The sequence below is a fragment of the Filomicrobium sp. genome (assembly GCF_025698805.1).
GTDB classification, from domain to species: Bacteria; Pseudomonadota; Alphaproteobacteria; order Rhizobiales; family Hyphomicrobiaceae; genus Filomicrobium; species Filomicrobium insigne.
Window position 1 is genome coordinate 38,473 of the sequence record NZ_JAILWT010000012.1, and the last position, 16,459, is coordinate 54,931.

Below are 16,459 nucleotides of genomic sequence, written 5' to 3' on the forward strand. Positions count from 1 at the left end.
CTGATCACTGATCCAGCCACCGAAGCCCGCGCGCCTCGGCCGGCGAAGCCTATCAAAATCGGAGATACTTGATGTCGATCTTTTCCAAGCTCGGCGCGCTCATCTTTGCGCCTACGGATGCAGCCGGCAACCCGCGCCAGGTCATCAATCATGACGCTCAGGTCTGGTCGACAGAGGTTGAGCGGATCATTCAGGTGGCGCTCGAGGGCGGCGACCTGCTGGTCTATGGCAGCCTTACCGCATTGAATGCCGACCTCGACCACCCGGCCCATACCGGCGCCATCCTGATAGGCGAGAGCATTGCCGACGATGGCCTCTACATGAAGCAAGGCGCATCCGGCTCGGGCTCGTGGGTGAAGATCGGCAACGTTCCGGGGCAGGGCTTCGTCAAGGCCACGAACGCGGGGGCGGGGACGGCGAACGCCATTGCCGCCACCGCGCCTGTGGCCGTGAACGAAACGCAGCTCATCCTTCTGCCCATCACGGCCGCGAACACGGCTTCGCCCGTGACCGTGGCGTTCAATGGCGGGGCAGCGCTGACGGTGAAGACCGTCTCGGGCAATGACGTGGCTGCCGGCGGGCTTCCTGCGGGCTCGGTCATGCTGGGCGTTGTGCAGGGCGGGGATTTCCGCCTCTTGTCCGATCAGGCGAGCGCCGGCATTCAGGCTGCTGCCGAGGCTGCGCAGATTGCGGCAGAGGCCGCACTGGCCGAGATGCGCGAGAAGTCCGTTGGCGCGTTTCCGGACAATGCTTCTGCAGACGCCTTTCTGACCGCTGAAGGCCTGACCAAGCAGAAGGGCACGATCTATTTCAACACCACGGCTGATGTCTGGCGGTATTGGGATGGCAGCGCGTGGCAGACGTTCCCTTATGCCATCGTTGCCGATGGGGGCGTGACGCGGGCGAAAATTGGCGCTGACTTGTCGCCCTCGATCCCGTTGAACGTCAAGGAGTTTGGCGCAGCCGGTGATGGTGTCACAGATGATGCAGCGGCCATTAACTTGGCGCTAGATGGTGGCGATAAGCACGTCTATTTCCCGGCGGGGGAGTACGTTGTCGGCTCTCCTGTTCGCCTCTTTGCGAACACGCGGATCACTTTCCATCCTAACGCCTCTGTACTCATCACTGGAGATAGCCTGTTCGTTAATGGCGAGATTGGCAATGCCGCTTACGCTGCTGGCTATAATGGCGACGGGAACATTCACATTGACGGCGGGACCTATAATGTCTCGTTGCCGCGTCCCCCCGGCTCTAATCAAACCGCCTTTATCCAGTTCGCCCACGCCGAAAACATTCTTGTTGAGAATTGCCGATTTGAAAGCCTTTGGCGCGGCCACTGCATGGACCTTTGCGCGATTAGAAAGGGGCGTGTGAGGAACTGCTATTTTGGAGGGCAAGTACTCGATGTGGGAGACAGCGGGCGAGAAGCAATCAACATTGATTTCGCTTACGCTTCCGGCTTTCCGCTCTTCGGGGCTTATGACGATACTGTTTGCGATGACCTGATCATCGAAAATTGCCACAGCGATGGGATGCAGGTTCTCGCGGGTTCCCATGGTTCGACGGTTCCTCCGACTAAACCCAGGGGGATCAAGATTATCAACAACAGCATTAAGAACTCAGTGCAGTATGCTATCTGGGGGCGCTATTGGGATGGAGCGCAAGTAGTCGGGAACGACATCGACGGCGTTGGGGAGCAGGCTGTTTTTCTGAGCGAATGTGAGCGTTCGGATGTAACGGGCAACCACATCAAAGACGCCGGGAACATTGCGCCTAATCATGCTATCCAGCTCACTTCATGCTCTGCCACAAGAGTCGTAAGGAACGTTATCGAGGGCGCAACTCACCTATACGGGGTTCGAGCATTCGGTGGGTCGGGGAATGTCATTTCAACCGAGCGTGTCGGCGCTGGGACAGATGGCGTTTTCAACGTCACTGAACCGACTTCAACGGTTGATGGAATTCTTTCGAACACGGTTGATGATGATGACGTTTGGATCGTCGCAGTTCCAGAGATTTACACGCAGGGCATGGTGGTTGTAACGACACAATCGGCATCCTCCGCATGTACACGAGCTTTCTTATGGTATCGCGTGGCCTCTTCGGGAGCGTTGGATGTGATCGCACAGCCGTCTGGCGCAACATCCGCTGTCACGACAGGGCCTCTCACCGGGACGACCGGCGCAGATGGGAAAATGACGGTTTCAGCACACTCGGATGGCAACCTTTATATCGAAAACCGATTTGGTGCTGCGAGGAATGTCGAGGTGCAATTTATGGCGGGCGGGGGAGGTTAAAAGCTCCTGCCGTGCCTTCCGGGCGCGGCGCTTTCGCATGGGGCAGGAGCACAAAGCCCCGCACTAGGCGGGGCGATGGTCATCGGTGTATTATTTGGGTTGATGCGGCTAATGCACAGCAGCGTAGACTGCGCACTCGGATTGCTCGATTTCCAACCTGGTATTGAACTTCCGAACTGCAGACGCTTCAGCTACAAGGATGGCGTCGATTTTGCCGCGATCTGCAAGCCACTTGGACACCTGATCCCAGTCCCACAGTGGAGAGTCAGTTGTGACCCGAGCCACTGGGTGAGGGAAGCCTCTCCCTCGCGCACCTTTGGAGTAGTGCGAGATCGCCCCTTTAGTCATATTCGCCCGGGTGGCAATCTCCGACAAGCTGACAAGGTTATCAGGCTCAACACGATCAACCTGCGCGCCAGCACTTCTCACGTCGGAGATAGCAGATTCGATTGCGTGCTCTATGCTCTCCGCTTCACGCGCGAAATGCAGAAGGATCGCGCCACGAGCGAATGCAATCGTCGCGTCATCACAGCCAGCTTCAAAGAAGCGATCTTCGAAATCGTCCGCTTCGTGATCAAGCCCCGAGGCAATAATCGTGAATTCAAAGGTTTTCATCACATGCCTCCTATTTGTCGTGTGCACATCGTTTTCCAAGTCCGATCAGGTGCTTGGCATGATTCTGTGGGTTGCGGGGTGTAGACCAAACAGACACCTGACAACCGCTAGAATCATTCTGCGGACAGAGCATTCGCCCCCAAGCATGGGCACTCTTTCCGGTCTCTTTCCATGTCCAACCAATTGATTCAAGGTGCGCAACCGCTTCCTCGATTTCCTTGCTTGGGTGTCGAGGCCGGCTACCCATTAGATAACCTCAACATGGAATTTGTGTAAACGAATGTCAACAAAATACGTTCCCGCCGATTAAGAAGCAATTAATGCGTGAGAGCGTGCTTGATTTTCAAATTACCCATTTTCCCACCAAATAAACCAGACCGGAAGCTTTGTTTGGAAAAGGAAATTGGCGAGACTAGCCGCTCCGCTCGTGCCTCATTCCGATTCCTTCAGGTAGCCCTTGGAATGGAGCCAGTCGCGGACCTGGCCCTCAACGGCTTTCTGTTGGACTGAGAATTCCGGACCGACTGCTTCTGTCAGCGCTGCAAGTTCGCGCGCAGTGAGGTTCACAAGCAGGTTCCGACCAATTCGAGGTTGATGCGGTATGAAGCCATCAGACTCCATATAGGTGCTCAGCGCGTACCTCAACGCTTCGGGGCGCGAGCCCTCTATAGCTTCAGCCAGTTTATCCAGTGCGGCCAAATAATCGGGCTGAAGGCGCACCATTACAGGCGTGCCTTTACCCGTTGGTTTCGGCCCACGCTTTTTTTGTGATATCACAGTTGTTGACTTGCTCATAAAACCTTGATACCACAGTTAACAGGCCGATGGGAAGCTGCAACTTCCACACCGACCCTAACCGAAACCGAACTAGCTGGAGTTCGATATGGCTATTGCATCCAATACCACGATTCCGTCCAAAATCGACCGTGCCGAAATTATGCGGGCTGCGCATCGTTATGCTCGCACCTACGCTGGTCGTGATTGGTCCTATGCCAAGCTGCTTTCTTGGGGTTTGAGAGCCGCTTGGAAGGCTGCGAAGTCGAGCCAGACGAAACGAGAAGCGCGCGCGTCGAGCATTCGTGCAGAGCTGGAAGTCCTCAAGTTCAAGTCGCTGCGCTACGACACAGTTGCTCGGCAGCAGATGCTTGAAGCCGAACTGCACCAGATCGCCGCATAAGGGGAGGGAACTATGAAAGACCTATTCCCCGTTACTATCGCGCCCGAGACGATCTACTCCGACCGGTTGCGGATCGAGCCGATCATTGGCGACAGTATGGCACCCCGTTTGCGTGGTGGCCGCGATTTCGTCCTTATCAAGCCGGTCGACAGCTATCAGGGCGAGGGCACCTATCTTTGGTCGGATGGCGTCGGCAAGAGCTTCTGCAACGTGCATTCAACGCTGGGCGGCAAGTTGCGGCTCTGGCACGAAAACAAGCTCTACAGCGAGCACTTTCTGACACGCGATGAGTTCTCGGAGATTTGCCTCGGCATTGTCGTTGCCGATGTGGCGGTTCGGGCCGAGCACATCCTGCGGATGGAGATAGCACAATGACCACCCGCCGCAGTGTTCTCAAAGCCCTTTCTCTGTCTGGTGTTTCCGTGGCTACCGGCTTTGCCCAAGCGAAGGCGGAGGCACTACCACCGGAAGAACGAGCTGCTCGTGCATGGATGGAGTTCTGTGAAGCCCTTGAAGACATCGTGCCTGCCGACTGTCGCATTCAGGTGTTCGGTTCCCACAAGCATGGCCGGCAGACCCCTGTCTTTCGTGTTGAAGGACACAGGACGGTTGTCGAGGAGATCGGCGTCACCACGATGACGGTTGATCGTTTGGCCTGCAATTACATCGTCCGCGAAGACGGTTGGAAAGACGATCTGTACTGATCGCCTGATTTGAGCGGCTTTCCCGCCGCTCGAGACATCTACTCATAACAAGAAATTCCCTGGCCAAGGGGATGAAGCGCGGATCACGAGACCTCCTTCGGTGCTCGGTTCCGCGTCTGCGGACCAGTGCGCTTTCTGGCTTGGCCGGCTGAGCGCCGAAGGAGACCAAATGGCAATAGCGTTCAAGAAAATGGAAACACCTGATCCTAATACGCTGAAAGCGCATCCGCTGGCGGACCTGTTTCCCATGATGGAGGGCGAGGCGTTCACAGACCTTGTTCACGACATCAAGGAGCATGGCTTGCGAGAACCCATCGTTCTCTTGGACGATGAGGTTCTCGATGGCCGTAACCGGCTGAAAGCTTGTCGGGAGGGCGGTGTCGAGCCACGTTTTGCTGAATTTCATGGCAGCGATCCGGCTGCGTTTGTGATCAGCCTGAATTTGAAGCGTCGGCATCTTTCAGAAAGTCAGCGGAGCATGGTTGCCGCGAAGCTGGCGAAACTGCCGGTCGGAGCAAACCAGCATACAGGGTCGGAAAATTTGCCGACCCAATCCAACGCAGCGACCATGCTCAATGTGTCTGACCGGAGCATTCGCAGTGCCAAGCAGGTTCAGAAGCGAGGCGTACCTGAGCTGAGCAAAGCAGTCGAGGATGGTGAAGTCTCAGTATCTGCAGCGTCGGTGATCGCCAAGCAGCCCGCCGATAAACAAATCGAGATCATCAGCGCCAAGGATCAAAAGCGCTTGAACAAGGCCGCGAGTGAGCTTCGCGCGGCACAGAAGTTTGCCGCTGAGGTCGAGGCGATGCCCGACGCAGAGCCGATGTCAGAAGACGACAAAGAGGCACTGGCTGAAGCTGTAGGGACCGAAGCTCAGCGTAGCCTTGTTTGGGAGATCAGGAACATCGCGAAAACCGTTGCGGAGTTCCCGGCACCGGAAGAAGCCGTGAGTACGATTCCGCCGGCATTTGAGCCGTCAACCCGAGAAGAAATGCCATCGCTGGAAGGCGTGTCGAAATGGTTCGACGCGTTCGTTTCAGCATGGAAGGCCAAGGAGAAAACCATTGACGCAGCTGAGTGATACGATCACCCGCCATGTTCAGGAAGCCTTGAACAATGATGGGTTCGAGCCCCGACTGATCGCTCCGAAGGTCTGGGCGGAGCTGGACGAAGAAAGCCGCGCCGTTTGCGGTATCGCCGAGATCATCCGACGCATGAAAGGAACGGCGCGGACGCTCACCGCGAGAGCATTTGAACAAGTTGGAGCAAAGCAGATCGAGCTGCCGTTCCGACTGGATGGTGCAATCGCAATCGACGTTGACTCTCACAAAATCCGTTTGACGGAGTCCTTAAGCCAGATCGAGTTCAAGCGGGCTATCGATATCAGGCGAAAGCAGATCAAAGATGATCAGGCATCGCTCAAAGAGTGGGAAAACGCCGAACGTTTGGCGCGACCATATTGGAGTAAGCACCCAGACTGGTCATTCGGGCAGTGCGTAAAGGCGATCAGCCGGGACATGAAGAAGGGAAAGGGAAGGGCGGCTTAGGCAGCCCTTTATCAACAGGTGGAGTGTTTAGACTCGACTCTATTTCGGTTCTTGGGTTTCATCTCCTGAGTTACTACAGGGGGAGGCAGTATGGCGGAGCTCGTAAATAGAACGCTAAGTTTACGTGAGGCCTATAATATCAATAACTTCGGTGCAGAGAGCGGTGGTCCGGGTAGTCTAGAATCGCTTCTGCGCTCCGCGCACACGGATGACTTGAACCATGCGGACCGCAAGGCCAAAGTTGGCAACTTGATCGTGCAGGCCCGCAATTTCCTGAATGAGACCTCCTATCACCTTTTGCATTTGGTTGCGTATGTGCCAGACGATAAGATGCAGGTTGTTCCCCTGACCGACACCGATGCCGAGTTGGAACTGGCAGATCCGCCCGATGAGACGGAATATCTCGATGGGGAAATGATGTTACTTGTTCAGGGCAATGACGTCCTGATGTGTAAATGTGGTCTCTCAGAAAGCGCGATGTTGAATTTTGTTGAGCAGGTTGGAGAGAAGCTCGGATTTGAGTCAGAGATCGTGAGATGCAACCTTGGAAAGCGAATTGATATCGACAAGATGGCGATGATCAAGAAGGAAGGCGTGCATCGATTGTCTATGAATGCTCTAGCGCATTCAGTTTCCGTTGATGCTGCTGAGCGATCCACTGTACGACGCAAGTTCGCAGGTGTTATTTTTGACGAGGTGCGAGATATTTTGGGGGTCGAGGCTGAAGTTCCTGAAGATGCGGAAAATCTTAAGGTTGAAGTCTCACTTACGTTTGACAAACGCCGAGGAACCGAAATCGATAAGCGTCAATTGCAAGTGATGGCTGAGACGATTTTGGATGACGAGGATGGGGGGTTCGCAATTGAAACCCTTGCGGGCCGCAAGGTCCGTGCAGATGACATTTTGCTTTCGAAGGCGGTGATGCTGCCCGCCTTTGGAAAATCGGTTAGACACGAGGACGCTTGGGAACGGTTGATTGAGTTCAACCAAGAAATCCGCGCTTCGCAAAATGTCTAAGCTCTGGAAAACAGTTCGTTCACTTCCGTGGTTGCACTGGTTCTTTGGCGCTACCTGTGTTCTGGCGGGGGTAGCGGTATTTCTCTGGGGAGGTGAATTGATCCGGGGCAATGAGCGCGCCACAGGCGTGATCGTCACCGTGTTTTCAATTTTGGCTGGCTTCTTGATCGCGGTAATGACGCTACTTGGTGATCAGTCAATGCTTCCAGGAAGCTGGCGATTTGCCAGCGTTTACAAGACCCGGATACGGGCAAAGTTGACACGTCAAAAGTGGCTCTTCTGTCTGTATCTGGTAACGCTTGCGATAATCTTTGTATCGTCGCTTCTCGGAGAAAAGCACCAAGAGGTATTAGTTTGGCTGGAGCGGGTCTACTTCGGTCTGGCCACCACAGCGTTCACCCTCTCGTTCAGGCTCCCTTGGACGTTGATGGCAATACAAATGGACCGGTTGGACGCTGTAGTCGAGTCTAGAAGGGCTGGAAGTCCAAAGATTGAGAAGAACTAGTCGGTTGCCGACGAGCGAGTGCGTTCTAATTCACGTCTTGAGCTTGGGGCTTCAAGGGCGATTACCTTGCTCGTCGGCAATCTAAGGTAGCAAAGTGATGTGATCGCACCATTGGTGTGATCGCGTAACTCAAAACGGTTGTGCCCAGCGCTCGTTGAACTGTGTCGGGTACTTGAAGGGGCCGGCGGCGAGGGTTGCTTGGCGAGGTATCCTGTCATTGCCAGTACGTGGGAAACGGATATGTTGCTCGCGCAAAAAGATGGATCGAGAGAGCAATGCGCCAAAGAACTATTGTCTGCCCGTTGATCGAGAATGAAGGCGCGTACCTTCTTTGCAAGATGCCCAGTGATCGTGGCGTCTTCCCCGGTCAATGGGCGCTTTCAGGTGGTGGCTTGGAGCAAGGTGAGAGCATTTCCGATGGGCTGCTTCGAGAGATCGCTGAAGAATTAGGGTCCGAGCTGGCGATCGAGGACGTGCAGCCGTGGACATTCCGCGACGATGTAAGGACGAAGACCTATCCTGACGGCACATCCGAACAGATCTATATGATCTATCTGATTTTTGACTGCAGGGCGGCCAATCGTAACGTCTCAATCAACGACGAATTCGAGGACTTTGCGTGGGTTCTGCCCGGTGACCTTGGGCAGTACGATCTGAATGAGGCGACGCGTGTCACTCTCGCGGCCAAAGGCCTGATAACCTCGTAGTGCGCCACTTCTAGTTTATGGCGACACCATCTCCACTACCTGCCTAATGGTGCGCTTTCTGCCGGTCCAGGCTTGGTGCGTGCTTTCAGACAAACATCGAAACTCAGGTGCGAAAAATCCCCGCCGAACGCTTAATGAGTTGGGGCTCAGTTCGGCGGGGCAGAGGAGGCTGTAACATGCTGGATGCTTGCTCACCATCTGACTGCCGGGAGTCGTGTGTGAGTTGGCGACCGGAAGGTATGTCCTAAGCCTGATCGATTGAATGGTGCTTTAGCACACCTGCGGAAGGCGCTGGCAGGTGGATAGGGTAAAAGCCCCCGCCTATCTCTCAGAAGAGCCCCAGATTCTTCGACCCGCCAGCTGAACAAGTCTACCGGTGAAATCTGAACGACTGGTTTCCGTTGCGGCAGGCGGCAAGATCGCTTCGGGAAGAGTATGCCAGCGCGCGGGGCTTGTTGGGTTAAGCGGGTGGGCTTTATGCCCGAACATAACGCGCGCTGGCCATTCCATTCTTAGCGCAAGCTGTTGATGATTGGTAAAGCGGAGCGACAATTGGTGCTGGCGGGGCCATGCGTCGAACTATGGCCAATGCTGCTCTAGAGTTCCCTGAAACCCAAACAGTCCGCCAGCCCTCAAAGGCTACATGTTCGTCCACCAGAAGCCAAATCGAGGGGCTCTGCAATATCGGCAAGGGGAGCGGCCGGTGCCACTCTATCGGGCGGATGGGGGCACCGGCCTAGCGGGCCTCGCCAGGTCCGCCGCGATGGGAGTTGATTAGATTCGACACCGTGGTGCCAATAACGATCCTTTACATCTTGTAAGAGGAGCTGGCGGGTAAACCTCGGATTGGGGAAGGCTTTTCGCTCTGAACGTGGGGCGCTCTAAGCACCCGCCAGCTCTGTGAGCTTAAGTGTAAATCACCAAAAGAAAAAGTCCCTGCCGACGGTGTTGGGGAAGCGTCAATGCCGGCAGGGGGAGCTCTTTTCAGAGCAACGCCGAATAAAACCAAGAACATGAACATTTGTCGAATCCTTGGCTCAACTGTGTTGCAGGGCGGACCTTGTTCGGTAAGCGAGCGCTGAGACCCCCAGTGTATGAGTAAGTGGGCTGGCTTAGAATTAGGAAAACCCCTGCTGGCGTGAGTGTGGGTGGAGCGCTCTGAAGCCAGCAGGGGCGAAGTGGCTCCCCGATGCGGACGAATAACGGTCCGAGGTTATAGCCGTCAGGAAGCAGGTCCCCACTAGGGACTGTCTCAAACCTACCACTGACAACTTGAAAGGAAAATCCGATGGACCGCACCGTGCCCGCAGGCGCGGCGCTGCTGCTTGCGTTCGTCTATGAGACGGAAACGAGCCGCAGGCCGCCCGAATGCTATGAAGTGATCTACGCGCACCGGCAGAATCGCTTGCCGAAGCCGCTCACGCGCATGACCGTTGACGAGGTGATCGCCGCACAGCGCACCTGGTCGCGTCATCATGGTTCCTCGGCCGCCGGGGCGCCGCAGTTCATCCGCAAGACGCTGATGGGGCTCAAAGAGGAGCTTGGTCTGCGCGGCACCCAGGTGTTTGACGGCGACCTTCAGGACCGGCTGGCCTATCATCTCCTGATCCGGCGCGGTTATCATCAGTTCATCAATGGCGAGATCAGCCGCACCGAGTTCGGCCGTCGGCTTTCGGGGGAGTGGGCATCATTCCCAGTTCTGGCGGACACGCGCGGCGCGCACCGGCATATCCTGCGCGGGCAGAGCTATTTCGCCGGCGATAGCCTGAACAAGGCACTGGTCTCGCCTGAGAATGTCGAGGCGGTGCTCGATCAGGTTCTCGCGGCGGCGCGGAACGAATTGCCCGTGGTCGAGAAGCCGGTGCTCGAAGACCCCGAACACCTCGACAAGCCGCTGACCAAATCCAAGACGGTCTGGCAGTGGGCTATCACCTCGATCATCGTCCCGGTGCTGGCCGTCTTCGATGACTGGCGGGTTCAGCTTGCCATCGTTCTGATCGTGGCGGGGTTCGCAGTCTATGCGATCAAGCGGCGGCGCGACATCGCGAAGGTGTATCGCTCGATGAAAGCCGAAATGGAGGGCAGGGCGTGACCTGGTTCGGTCCCATCTTCAAAGCCCTGCTCTCGCCGCTGGGGAAGGCTCTGGCTGCGGTTCTGGCTGTCTCCGCCGTCGCTGGTGGGATTTACCTTTACGGGCACCAGCGCGGCGCTGCGTCGGTTCTGCAGCGGCTTCAATCCGAACGCATCACAGTCCTGAAAGATGGAAAGAAGATCGATGAGGAAGCGCTTGGCGCTGACGACACTGGCCTGTGTGCCCTTCTTGGCGGCTGCGAGCTGCCAGACGGCGGCGATCACTGAGCCCTGCGACGTGCTGGTGCCGATCAACCCGGCGCCGGCCACAAACTTTTACCTGGTGGCGAATGACCGCGTGGCCGCCGTCGCCATCGCGCAGCATCGTGGCCGGTATCAGAAATACCGCTGCGGGAAGTGATCACATACAGTTGATGGACAACGCGAATGTCAGAAGCGAGTGTTGAGCGGTCCCTTGGTCAAATCCTTGGTGAGCTGAAGGGCATCGATGACCGCTTGATGCGCGCGGATGACAGCCGTGCCGTGGTGCATCGCCGGTTGGATGAAGTCAGCAACCGGCTGTCGCATCTCGAAGGTGAGGCAGAGACGACAAAGGCCAAGGTCGATCAAATGCAATCTGTCACTGATGATGTTGTTCGGCTGAGGTCGCAGGCTCAGGGCGCGGGGACTGCGGGCCGTTGGTTGATCCGTCTTGGCATCGGCATTGTGGGGTTCGCCGGCTGGCTGGTCGGCATCTACACCTGGTTGACAGGTCGACCACCACCCTAGACGTTCGCCCCTTCACCCCAGTCTGAGATAACGGCATCGGCCTCGAGTTCAACGAGCCACTCGGGGTTCACAAAGCGGTCTATGGCCATGATTGTGTCCACGGGCCGAATATCCTTGAAGAACTCCTTCCGAACGTCGATTGCCGCTCTCCAATTGTCTATGTCCGTGAGTATCACTCGTGTCCGCACTACGTCATGAAGGCCCGAGCCAGCCTGTTCGAGGGCGTCCTTGATGATTTCAATGCACTGACGGGTTTGGGCGGCAACATCGCCTACGCCAACGGTTTTGCCGTCTGGCCCAACTGGCGCTGTTCCTCCGATTGTGATGAACGGACCAACCCTGATGGCACGGCTAAAACCGACAATTGCCTCCATAGGATTTCCGTTGGAGATCAGTTCTCTGTCGAACTTCATGACCTACTCCCTCAGACGGCGTGTTGTCGGATGGTAGTTCAAAGATGACAGATCAGCCATCGTCGCTTTCTCTGATGGCGGGATTATTCGGGCAACTCCGGCGCATCCACGATCATAAGCTTGTCGTCGGGCAGGGGGGCGTTGAAGCTTCTTCGCTTCCTCCCATGGCTCCGTAAGCCACGCGGTCATTTCATCGTCGCTGGTGAGGATGACCGGCATCGCCTTTTTGTGAACGGGCTCGACAACGCTGTTGGGCTCGGTGGTCAGGAAGCCATAGACCTCATGGTCGGCTGGTTCCTCGCGCGCCATGCGCTTGCCATGCCACGGCGTCCAGAGGCCGGCGAAGATGAATAGCGGCCGATCCTCATTTAGCGCAAACCATGCGTTCGGCGTGCGCTTGTCTCCTCCGGTCCTATTGGCAGGGTCGGGTTCGGCGAAGCTCGTGACCGGCACAAGGCAGGGGCTTTCAGGCGAGAGCCATTTGCGCCAGTGGGCTGACGCAGTTCGACGCCGTTCATCGGCCTATCGGGGAGGGTCGTCATGAAAGACAAGCGGATCGAAAATGGCGTCGACAGCGTGATGATTAGGGTATGGCTTGTGTGTGCGCTGGTAATTGTGCTTTCGTAGCAATGCCGAACGACCTCTCGGCAACATATTATTGTACCCATATTGCCCTGCTATCTTATTAGGTGGCGGGGCTTTTTTGCGGTGGTCTAACTCACCAATTTGGAGCTTCACAACTTCGCTAGGTGGGGTATTGGAATGGTGCTATACTCTTCGGTAGTGGTCGTTGCCGTGCCGCGATGACAACTCAATGGAGGCGGACGATCACTCTTAGATGTTCGCTGGCGTCAATCGATTTTGAAATAGCCTTCCGAATAAAATGACAGTCAGCACACTCAGGCATGGTCTGGTGACGAAAGGCGATCTGTCTCCGAATTGATGTCTGTTCGATTTATCAAGTGAAAAACGGTTGAGCAGGAAGGCGCTTCTCTCGTGGAGTATGCAGCCATGCTTACACGCACCATCAGGTACACGGTTCGATTTCACGAAACCTTTCTTCTCCATGGGTTCGACCGGCCAATGCCGGCCGGCGAGTATCGGGTAGAAAGAGACGAAGAGGTCATAGAGGGCTTGTCCTGGATCGCCTGGCGAGGAGTGTCGACTTTCATTCATCTGCCGGCTGTCGGAACCGAAACGATGAAAACGCAGATGATGCAAATCGACCCTGCAGAACTCGAAGATGCGTTGGACAAAGATCGGAAACTCTCATGACGCGCAGGTTCGAAACAGTTTCCCAGCCGGATTACCTGGATGTCTGGGAAAACGAAGGCGGGATGGTCCTGCCTGAAGAGGCTGCTACCAGGTTTGTTCGCAGGATCGAGGCGGACGGATCCTGGACAATCTACAAGGTTCTCGGTCGTGCGGCCATAAGCAGAGAGTTTCTCACTGGCATGGATCGTCAGCAAAGCGCGATCTGGCTTGCAGCCCTCAACTCGCGCTGACTGCCTGGTCTGCCTCGATATATGTCCTGATCCGGCGTGATCCACGCACGACAATACGAAAGACGGGAAGATGGGACTGGATTTTCCGAATAAAGCCAGAAGCTATGACAGGAGCAGGCGCTGTGTCCGCTTCCTGGGTTATGATGGCTTGTTCGAAGTCCCATTTTTCCTTCAGGCGGATGCTCTGGTTTCGACACGCGGTGGGGTGGTGGAAGCGGAGTTGCTTGATGCCTTTGATGCGGCGCGGGTAAGGGTCTATGACGTGGCGCAGAAAGTATACGCTCGTGGCCGCCAAACCGGTTACGTTCTCACCGCAAAGGACTTTCGTTAGCTGGGGTTTTGAGGCTTCTTGCGTATCAATGCCCGGCAGATTTTGCCTTCCAGTTTTTCCATGCAGCAATGCTCAATGAGCGTGATCTGCGCCACATGGAAATCTGCGCTGATTTCACAATTATCCCAACCGGTCTCTTCTGCCTTTGGTTGTTGAGCAGCATGCGTGATGTTGCGTCAGCGCGTGACAAGCCAGCCATGGGAATGCCAGCCCGCTGGACAGGGATTCCTGTGAAGACATGGTACACAGTCCAGGAGCCATCGATCTCAATTCGACGTCCATATTGCTGAGCCTTCATCGTTTCATCGCTGTCGCTTGCTGTCAGCGGGATCGGAGAGGTTTGGTCAGCTTTATCAATGGGTAGCATGAGAAGACATCCCTTCGTTCGAAAACCCAAAGCGACGGCTGTCGCCGCCGCCTCAGCTGCTGTCTCAAGATTCGCCGCTATTGGATTGGGGGACCTTGACCAGTTTAGAAACAATGCTGTTGGCACCATCACTGGCCCAGGTAACAACCACCTGGTCGCCTGCCGAGAAGCCATAAACCATGTCCCATGAAGGCAGCGAAAACAGTTTGCCGCTGTTCATGGTGATGGTTTGGGCACCACGATCGAAGTGATTGATGGTTCCACCCGTCGTTTCTGCCATCGCGGTGGATGCCAAGACTGAGAAAAGTGAAGCTGATAGAAGTGTTGTGAGTGCGCGCATTGTCGTCACTCCAAAAAAAGATCAAATTGACCTTGGTGAATGGAAACCGTCGTAAAGATGTCGGGTCACGAGTTCCTTTGGAACTCATCGGCAACTTCCAGTTTCCGGCTGCTTTATGCGCTCATTTGGTGATGTTCGCAAATCACTTACTATATCGTCGGCCGACAGATATGCATGCCCAGGCGGATATCGCTTTCATGTCCGCAGCCGGCTTGGTAACTCCGGCGACTTACCAAGTGATGCTGGTCAAAACGATATATGCGAACCATCCGCACGCTGAAATCATAGCGAGGATTGCCAGGAACCAGGTGGTCTCAGATATGATGAGGTTGAATGTTTTCATATGTCACGGTGCGCCTGTTTCGCGCAAAAGTCGAGCGCGAATGATTATTTTCTTGCTATCCGATAGGAAAGCGTCCATAAGCGCCCAATCAGACGCTGATCTGGCGCGGAACGTCCTGCAAGATATGTGGTGAGGCTCCCGGGAACGGCTCTGGATTTGACCTGAGAGACCGCGTGGTGACCATGAAGGTACCGGCACTCGTGTAGTCGCAGGAACGAAGGGAAGCGGGCTTTGGCCCGCTTTTTTGTTTTCTAAACGCCCCCATCGCCATCCGCCGCTTTGAGTTCAGCGGCAATTCGAGCTTGTTTGAGGCGCTTCGATTTTTCGCGACGTTCTGCTTCTTCATTCTGCAGAATACGGCGCGCATTTGTATCAGTCACTTGAGCGCGGCGTTCAGTCATGGATTGCTTATCGGGGAGCCCCGCGCTGGAGCTCTTTTTGCGCTTATCCGGAGAAGCAGCATTCACCGCACCGTTCCGGACTGTCACGGGTGCTCGGATTGCAGCGCCTTGGTGCTGCCCGTTGGTTGACAACTTCTGGCCGTTGGCGTCGAACCTTTGGCGCGCGGCGCTCATCCAATCGTCGCGGACATTCCAGCTTTCGTCGTCCCAAGCCCGACCGTTGTTCTCGGCGTAAAGCTGGCGGGCAAGTGTTTCAAGCTCAGATGTCATCGGGTAGCTTAATCATCAACTGCGGCCAAGCGCCAACGAATTCGTTGTGATGTCGCCCTCGTGAGGGAAGGCAACTACTGCGGCCGGCTCGCGCGCTCGATCTCGTTCAACGTGTCCATGATCATCCTGACGTGATGCGCGCGGTCGTCGCCAATAGCCTCAATCATATCGAGCGTCACTATCATGAGGCCCGCGCGGTCGCTCAATGTGGCCGCGAGGTTCAGGTCTGGGATTGCGCTGGTGGCGCGCAGCAATAGACGCCGGCACCTGACCTCATCCGCATGTGAGTGGCCAGAAACGATTTCTCGAAGCTCAGCGAGCGCGTTTTCTACTCGCACCATGCGGACCTGTACCCCGGCTTCCAGCGAACGGCATAGCCATCCGCCATCAGGATTTCCCCCGCAGTCTTCCCGTTTGGCATCCGCACCCACACAAGTGGGCGCTTCCACCGGTCACGCTCGCCGCTGTCCTCGATCTTCACGTCCTCTCGCAGAAGCTCGGCAAGCCGTAGTTTGGCCTGCTTGCCCAGCAGCTTCTCCTGCGGGCATTTCGCGTTGCGGATCTCTGGAGTGTCGATCCCGGACTTGAACGGCGCGCCCGGTCCCATGATGCGCATGTTCTGCCCGTTGCACTTGATGGTGTCGCCATCGACGGCAGACAGGGACAAACAGGAAATGAGGGTGGCGGCGAAAGCGAACATTCAGAACTCCAGAAGACAGCGCATGTGAGCAAGTCGGGGCTCCCTCTTCAATGGGGCGAGAGCGTAAGAGCCCGAACCGTTTGGAAAGGTTGTTCACAGGATGCGATTTTTGTGGACGGAAACACGGCTCGGAGCGTGGGACACCTCGCTCGTAACCCATTGAAATGCATAGAACGCAAAAACAGCGGCGTGGGACACCAAAAGCCCGGAAAATAAGGCGTTGCGGCCTGTTTGCGAGTCTTCTCGACCGCACCAAGCTCTCTCCCAAAGAGTATGGTTTTCAATGACTTGGATGCGAAAGTGTCCCACGTCAGACCCATGCGTGGGACACGTTAATCCTCTCGATCGCTGATTTGGCCAG

At 55.9% G+C, this 16,459-nt stretch carries 24 protein-coding genes; 15 read left to right on the forward strand and 9 right to left on the reverse strand.

The features are described 5' to 3' along the window. The first annotated feature begins 71 nt into the window (after positions 1 to 71). Positions 72 to 2,297, forward strand: a complete 2,226-nt coding sequence (locus tag K5845_RS19865; protein WP_287959785.1) for a right-handed parallel beta-helix repeat-containing protein — start codon at positions 72 to 74, stop codon at positions 2,295 to 2,297. Between the two features lie 108 nt (positions 2,298 to 2,405). On the opposite strand, the gene K5845_RS19870 is transcribed toward K5845_RS19865, so the two are convergent. Both K5845_RS19870 and K5845_RS19875 read right to left on the reverse strand, forming a co-directional pair. Then, positions 2,406 to 2,912, reverse strand: a complete 507-nt coding sequence (locus tag K5845_RS19870; RefSeq protein WP_287959786.1) for a hypothetical protein — start codon at positions 2,910 to 2,912, stop codon at positions 2,406 to 2,408. Between the two features lie 432 nt (positions 2,913 to 3,344). Then, positions 3,345 to 3,707, reverse strand: a complete 363-nt coding sequence (locus K5845_RS19875) for a ribbon-helix-helix domain-containing protein (RefSeq protein ID WP_287959787.1) — start codon at positions 3,705 to 3,707, stop codon at positions 3,345 to 3,347. Positions 3,708 to 3,795: 88 nt separating this feature from the next. On the opposite strand from K5845_RS19875, the gene K5845_RS19880 reads away from it, so the two are divergent. From K5845_RS19880 to K5845_RS19930, 11 genes are all read left to right on the forward strand, one after another. Next, entirely contained in the window at positions 3,796 to 4,089 is a 294-nt protein-coding gene (locus K5845_RS19880) for a hypothetical protein (protein WP_287959788.1), read from the forward strand. Between the two features lie 12 nt (positions 4,090 to 4,101). After that, positions 4,102 to 4,464 carry a hypothetical protein gene (locus K5845_RS19885; RefSeq protein WP_287959789.1) on the forward strand — a complete coding sequence of 121 codons (363 nt, stop codon included), beginning with the start codon at positions 4,102 to 4,104 and terminating at the stop codon, positions 4,462 to 4,464. Further along, on the forward strand, positions 4,461 to 4,793 hold the full coding sequence (locus K5845_RS19890) for a hypothetical protein (RefSeq protein ID WP_287959790.1): 333 nt from the start codon (positions 4,461 to 4,463) through the stop codon (positions 4,791 to 4,793). The genes K5845_RS19885 and K5845_RS19890 overlap by 4 nt, the downstream gene beginning before the upstream one ends. Positions 4,794 to 4,962: 169 nt before the next feature. After that, the gene (locus tag K5845_RS19895) at positions 4,963 to 5,874 is read left to right on the forward strand and encodes a ParB N-terminal domain-containing protein (RefSeq protein ID WP_287959791.1); all 912 of its coding nucleotides are present in this window, start codon (positions 4,963 to 4,965) and stop codon (positions 5,872 to 5,874) included. Further along, entirely contained in the window at positions 5,858 to 6,340 is a 483-nt protein-coding gene (locus tag K5845_RS19900) for a hypothetical protein (protein ID WP_287959792.1), read from the forward strand. The genes K5845_RS19895 and K5845_RS19900 overlap by 17 nt, the downstream gene beginning before the upstream one ends. Before the next feature lie 90 nt (positions 6,341 to 6,430). Further along, positions 6,431 to 7,357: a hypothetical protein gene (locus tag K5845_RS19905; RefSeq protein ID WP_287959793.1), complete on the forward strand. Its 927-nt coding sequence runs from the start codon at positions 6,431 to 6,433 to the stop codon at positions 7,355 to 7,357. Beyond that, positions 7,317 to 7,862 carry a hypothetical protein gene (locus tag K5845_RS19910; RefSeq protein ID WP_287959794.1) on the forward strand — a complete coding sequence of 182 codons (546 nt, stop codon included), beginning with the start codon at positions 7,317 to 7,319 and terminating at the stop codon, positions 7,860 to 7,862. Before K5845_RS19905 ends, K5845_RS19910 begins: the two co-directional genes overlap by 41 nt. Positions 7,863 to 8,137: 275 nt before the next feature. Continuing rightward, on the forward strand, positions 8,138 to 8,569 hold the full coding sequence (gene nudI, locus K5845_RS19915; protein ID WP_287959795.1) for a nucleoside triphosphatase NudI: 432 nt from the start codon (positions 8,138 to 8,140) through the stop codon (positions 8,567 to 8,569). A 1,288-nt stretch (positions 8,570 to 9,857) separates the two neighbouring features. After that, on the forward strand, positions 9,858 to 10,661 hold the full coding sequence (locus K5845_RS19920) for a lysozyme family protein (protein WP_287959796.1): 804 nt from the start codon (positions 9,858 to 9,860) through the stop codon (positions 10,659 to 10,661). Then, on the forward strand, positions 10,658 to 10,927 hold the full coding sequence (locus K5845_RS19925; protein ID WP_287959797.1) for a hypothetical protein: 270 nt from the start codon (positions 10,658 to 10,660) through the stop codon (positions 10,925 to 10,927). The genes K5845_RS19920 and K5845_RS19925 overlap by 4 nt, the downstream gene beginning before the upstream one ends. Before the next feature lie 159 nt (positions 10,928 to 11,086). Next, complete coding sequence (locus K5845_RS19930) at positions 11,087 to 11,428, forward strand: DUF1515 family protein (RefSeq protein WP_287959798.1); 342 nt, start codon at positions 11,087 to 11,089, stop codon at positions 11,426 to 11,428. Here the strand turns inward: K5845_RS19930 and K5845_RS19935 are convergent. Continuing rightward, on the reverse strand, positions 11,425 to 11,841 hold the full coding sequence (locus K5845_RS19935) for a RidA family protein (protein WP_287959799.1): 417 nt from the start codon (positions 11,839 to 11,841) through the stop codon (positions 11,425 to 11,427). The two genes, K5845_RS19930 and K5845_RS19935, sit on opposite strands and share 4 nt — an antisense overlap. Positions 11,842 to 11,844: 3 nt before the next feature. Further along, on the reverse strand, positions 11,845 to 12,294 hold the full coding sequence (locus tag K5845_RS19940; RefSeq protein WP_287959800.1) for an SOS response-associated peptidase family protein: 450 nt from the start codon (positions 12,292 to 12,294) through the stop codon (positions 11,845 to 11,847). 558 nt (positions 12,295 to 12,852) lie between these two features. Here K5845_RS19940 and K5845_RS19945 point away from each other — a divergent pair. From K5845_RS19945 to K5845_RS19955, 3 genes are all read left to right on the forward strand, one after another. Beyond that, entirely contained in the window at positions 12,853 to 13,116 is a 264-nt protein-coding gene (locus K5845_RS19945; RefSeq protein WP_113156250.1) for a hypothetical protein, read from the forward strand. Continuing rightward, on the forward strand, positions 13,113 to 13,346 hold the full coding sequence (locus tag K5845_RS19950) for a hypothetical protein (protein WP_287959801.1): 234 nt from the start codon (positions 13,113 to 13,115) through the stop codon (positions 13,344 to 13,346). The genes K5845_RS19945 and K5845_RS19950 overlap by 4 nt, the downstream gene beginning before the upstream one ends. A gap of 70 nt (positions 13,347 to 13,416) precedes the next feature. Next, positions 13,417 to 13,677, forward strand: coding sequence for a DUF1488 family protein (locus K5845_RS19955; protein ID WP_113154846.1), 261 nt, complete (start codon positions 13,417 to 13,419; stop codon positions 13,675 to 13,677). A gap of 25 nt (positions 13,678 to 13,702) precedes the next feature. Here the strand turns inward: K5845_RS19955 and K5845_RS19960 are convergent, their stop codons facing one another. The 5 genes from K5845_RS19960 to K5845_RS19980 all read right to left on the reverse strand — a co-directional run bounded on the left by K5845_RS19960 (position 13,703) and on the right by K5845_RS19980 (position 16,098). Beyond that, positions 13,703 to 14,044, reverse strand: coding sequence for a hypothetical protein (locus K5845_RS19960; RefSeq protein WP_287959802.1), 342 nt, complete (start codon positions 14,042 to 14,044; stop codon positions 13,703 to 13,705). 64 nt (positions 14,045 to 14,108) lie between these two features. After that, entirely contained in the window at positions 14,109 to 14,384 is a 276-nt protein-coding gene (locus tag K5845_RS19965; RefSeq protein WP_287959803.1) for a hypothetical protein, read from the reverse strand. A 594-nt stretch (positions 14,385 to 14,978) separates the two neighbouring features. Next, positions 14,979 to 15,398: a hypothetical protein gene (locus K5845_RS19970; RefSeq protein WP_287959804.1), complete on the reverse strand. Its 420-nt coding sequence runs from the start codon at positions 15,396 to 15,398 to the stop codon at positions 14,979 to 14,981. A gap of 74 nt (positions 15,399 to 15,472) precedes the next feature. Next, the gene (locus K5845_RS19975) at positions 15,473 to 15,739 is read right to left on the reverse strand and encodes a hypothetical protein (RefSeq protein ID WP_287959805.1); all 267 of its coding nucleotides are present in this window, start codon (positions 15,737 to 15,739) and stop codon (positions 15,473 to 15,475) included. Continuing rightward, positions 15,727 to 16,098: a thermonuclease family protein gene (locus K5845_RS19980; protein ID WP_287959806.1), complete on the reverse strand. Its 372-nt coding sequence runs from the start codon at positions 16,096 to 16,098 to the stop codon at positions 15,727 to 15,729. Before K5845_RS19980 ends, K5845_RS19975 begins: the two co-directional genes overlap by 13 nt. Positions 16,099 to 16,459: the final 361 nt, after the last annotated feature.

What these genes read in the sequence shown, in the direction of transcription:
- K5845_RS19905 (WP_287959793.1), top strand. Translation starts at nt 6,431, where the DNA reads ATGGCGGAGCTCGTAAATAGAACGCTAAGTTTACGTGAGGCCTATAAT.
- K5845_RS19880 (WP_287959788.1), top strand. Translation starts at nt 3,796, where the DNA reads ATGGCTATTGCATCCAATACCACGATTCCGTCCAAAATCGACCGTGCC.
- K5845_RS19975 (WP_287959805.1), bottom strand. Translation starts at nt 15,739, where the DNA reads ATGGTGCGAGTAGAAAACGCGCTCGCTGAGCTTCGAGAAATCGTTTCT.
- K5845_RS19875 (WP_287959787.1), bottom strand. Translation starts at nt 3,707, where the DNA reads ATGAGCAAGTCAACAACTGTGATATCACAAAAAAAGCGTGGGCCGAAA.
- K5845_RS19935 (WP_287959799.1), bottom strand. Translation starts at nt 11,841, where the DNA reads ATGAAGTTCGACAGAGAACTGATCTCCAACGGAAATCCTATGGAGGCA.
- K5845_RS19930 (WP_287959798.1), top strand. Translation starts at nt 11,087, where the DNA reads ATGTCAGAAGCGAGTGTTGAGCGGTCCCTTGGTCAAATCCTTGGTGAG.
- K5845_RS19895 (WP_287959791.1), top strand. Translation starts at nt 4,963, where the DNA reads ATGGCAATAGCGTTCAAGAAAATGGAAACACCTGATCCTAATACGCTG.
- K5845_RS19945 (WP_113156250.1), top strand. Translation starts at nt 12,853, where the DNA reads ATGCTTACACGCACCATCAGGTACACGGTTCGATTTCACGAAACCTTT.
- nudI (WP_287959795.1), top strand. Translation starts at nt 8,138, where the DNA reads ATGCGCCAAAGAACTATTGTCTGCCCGTTGATCGAGAATGAAGGCGCG.
- K5845_RS19865 (WP_287959785.1), top strand. Translation starts at nt 72, where the DNA reads ATGTCGATCTTTTCCAAGCTCGGCGCGCTCATCTTTGCGCCTACGGAT.
- K5845_RS19920 (WP_287959796.1), top strand. Translation starts at nt 9,858, where the DNA reads ATGGACCGCACCGTGCCCGCAGGCGCGGCGCTGCTGCTTGCGTTCGTC.
- K5845_RS19950 (WP_287959801.1), top strand. Translation starts at nt 13,113, where the DNA reads ATGACGCGCAGGTTCGAAACAGTTTCCCAGCCGGATTACCTGGATGTC.
- K5845_RS19965 (WP_287959803.1), bottom strand. Translation starts at nt 14,384, where the DNA reads ATGCGCGCACTCACAACACTTCTATCAGCTTCACTTTTCTCAGTCTTG.
- K5845_RS19890 (WP_287959790.1), top strand. Translation starts at nt 4,461, where the DNA reads ATGACCACCCGCCGCAGTGTTCTCAAAGCCCTTTCTCTGTCTGGTGTT.
- K5845_RS19970 (WP_287959804.1), bottom strand. Translation starts at nt 15,398, where the DNA reads ATGACATCTGAGCTTGAAACACTTGCCCGCCAGCTTTACGCCGAGAAC.
- K5845_RS19960 (WP_287959802.1), bottom strand. Translation starts at nt 14,044, where the DNA reads ATGCTACCCATTGATAAAGCTGACCAAACCTCTCCGATCCCGCTGACA.
- K5845_RS19955 (WP_113154846.1), top strand. Translation starts at nt 13,417, where the DNA reads ATGGGACTGGATTTTCCGAATAAAGCCAGAAGCTATGACAGGAGCAGG.
- K5845_RS19885 (WP_287959789.1), top strand. Translation starts at nt 4,102, where the DNA reads ATGAAAGACCTATTCCCCGTTACTATCGCGCCCGAGACGATCTACTCC.
- K5845_RS19870 (WP_287959786.1), bottom strand. Translation starts at nt 2,912, where the DNA reads ATGAAAACCTTTGAATTCACGATTATTGCCTCGGGGCTTGATCACGAA.
- K5845_RS19980 (WP_287959806.1), bottom strand. Translation starts at nt 16,098, where the DNA reads ATGTTCGCTTTCGCCGCCACCCTCATTTCCTGTTTGTCCCTGTCTGCC.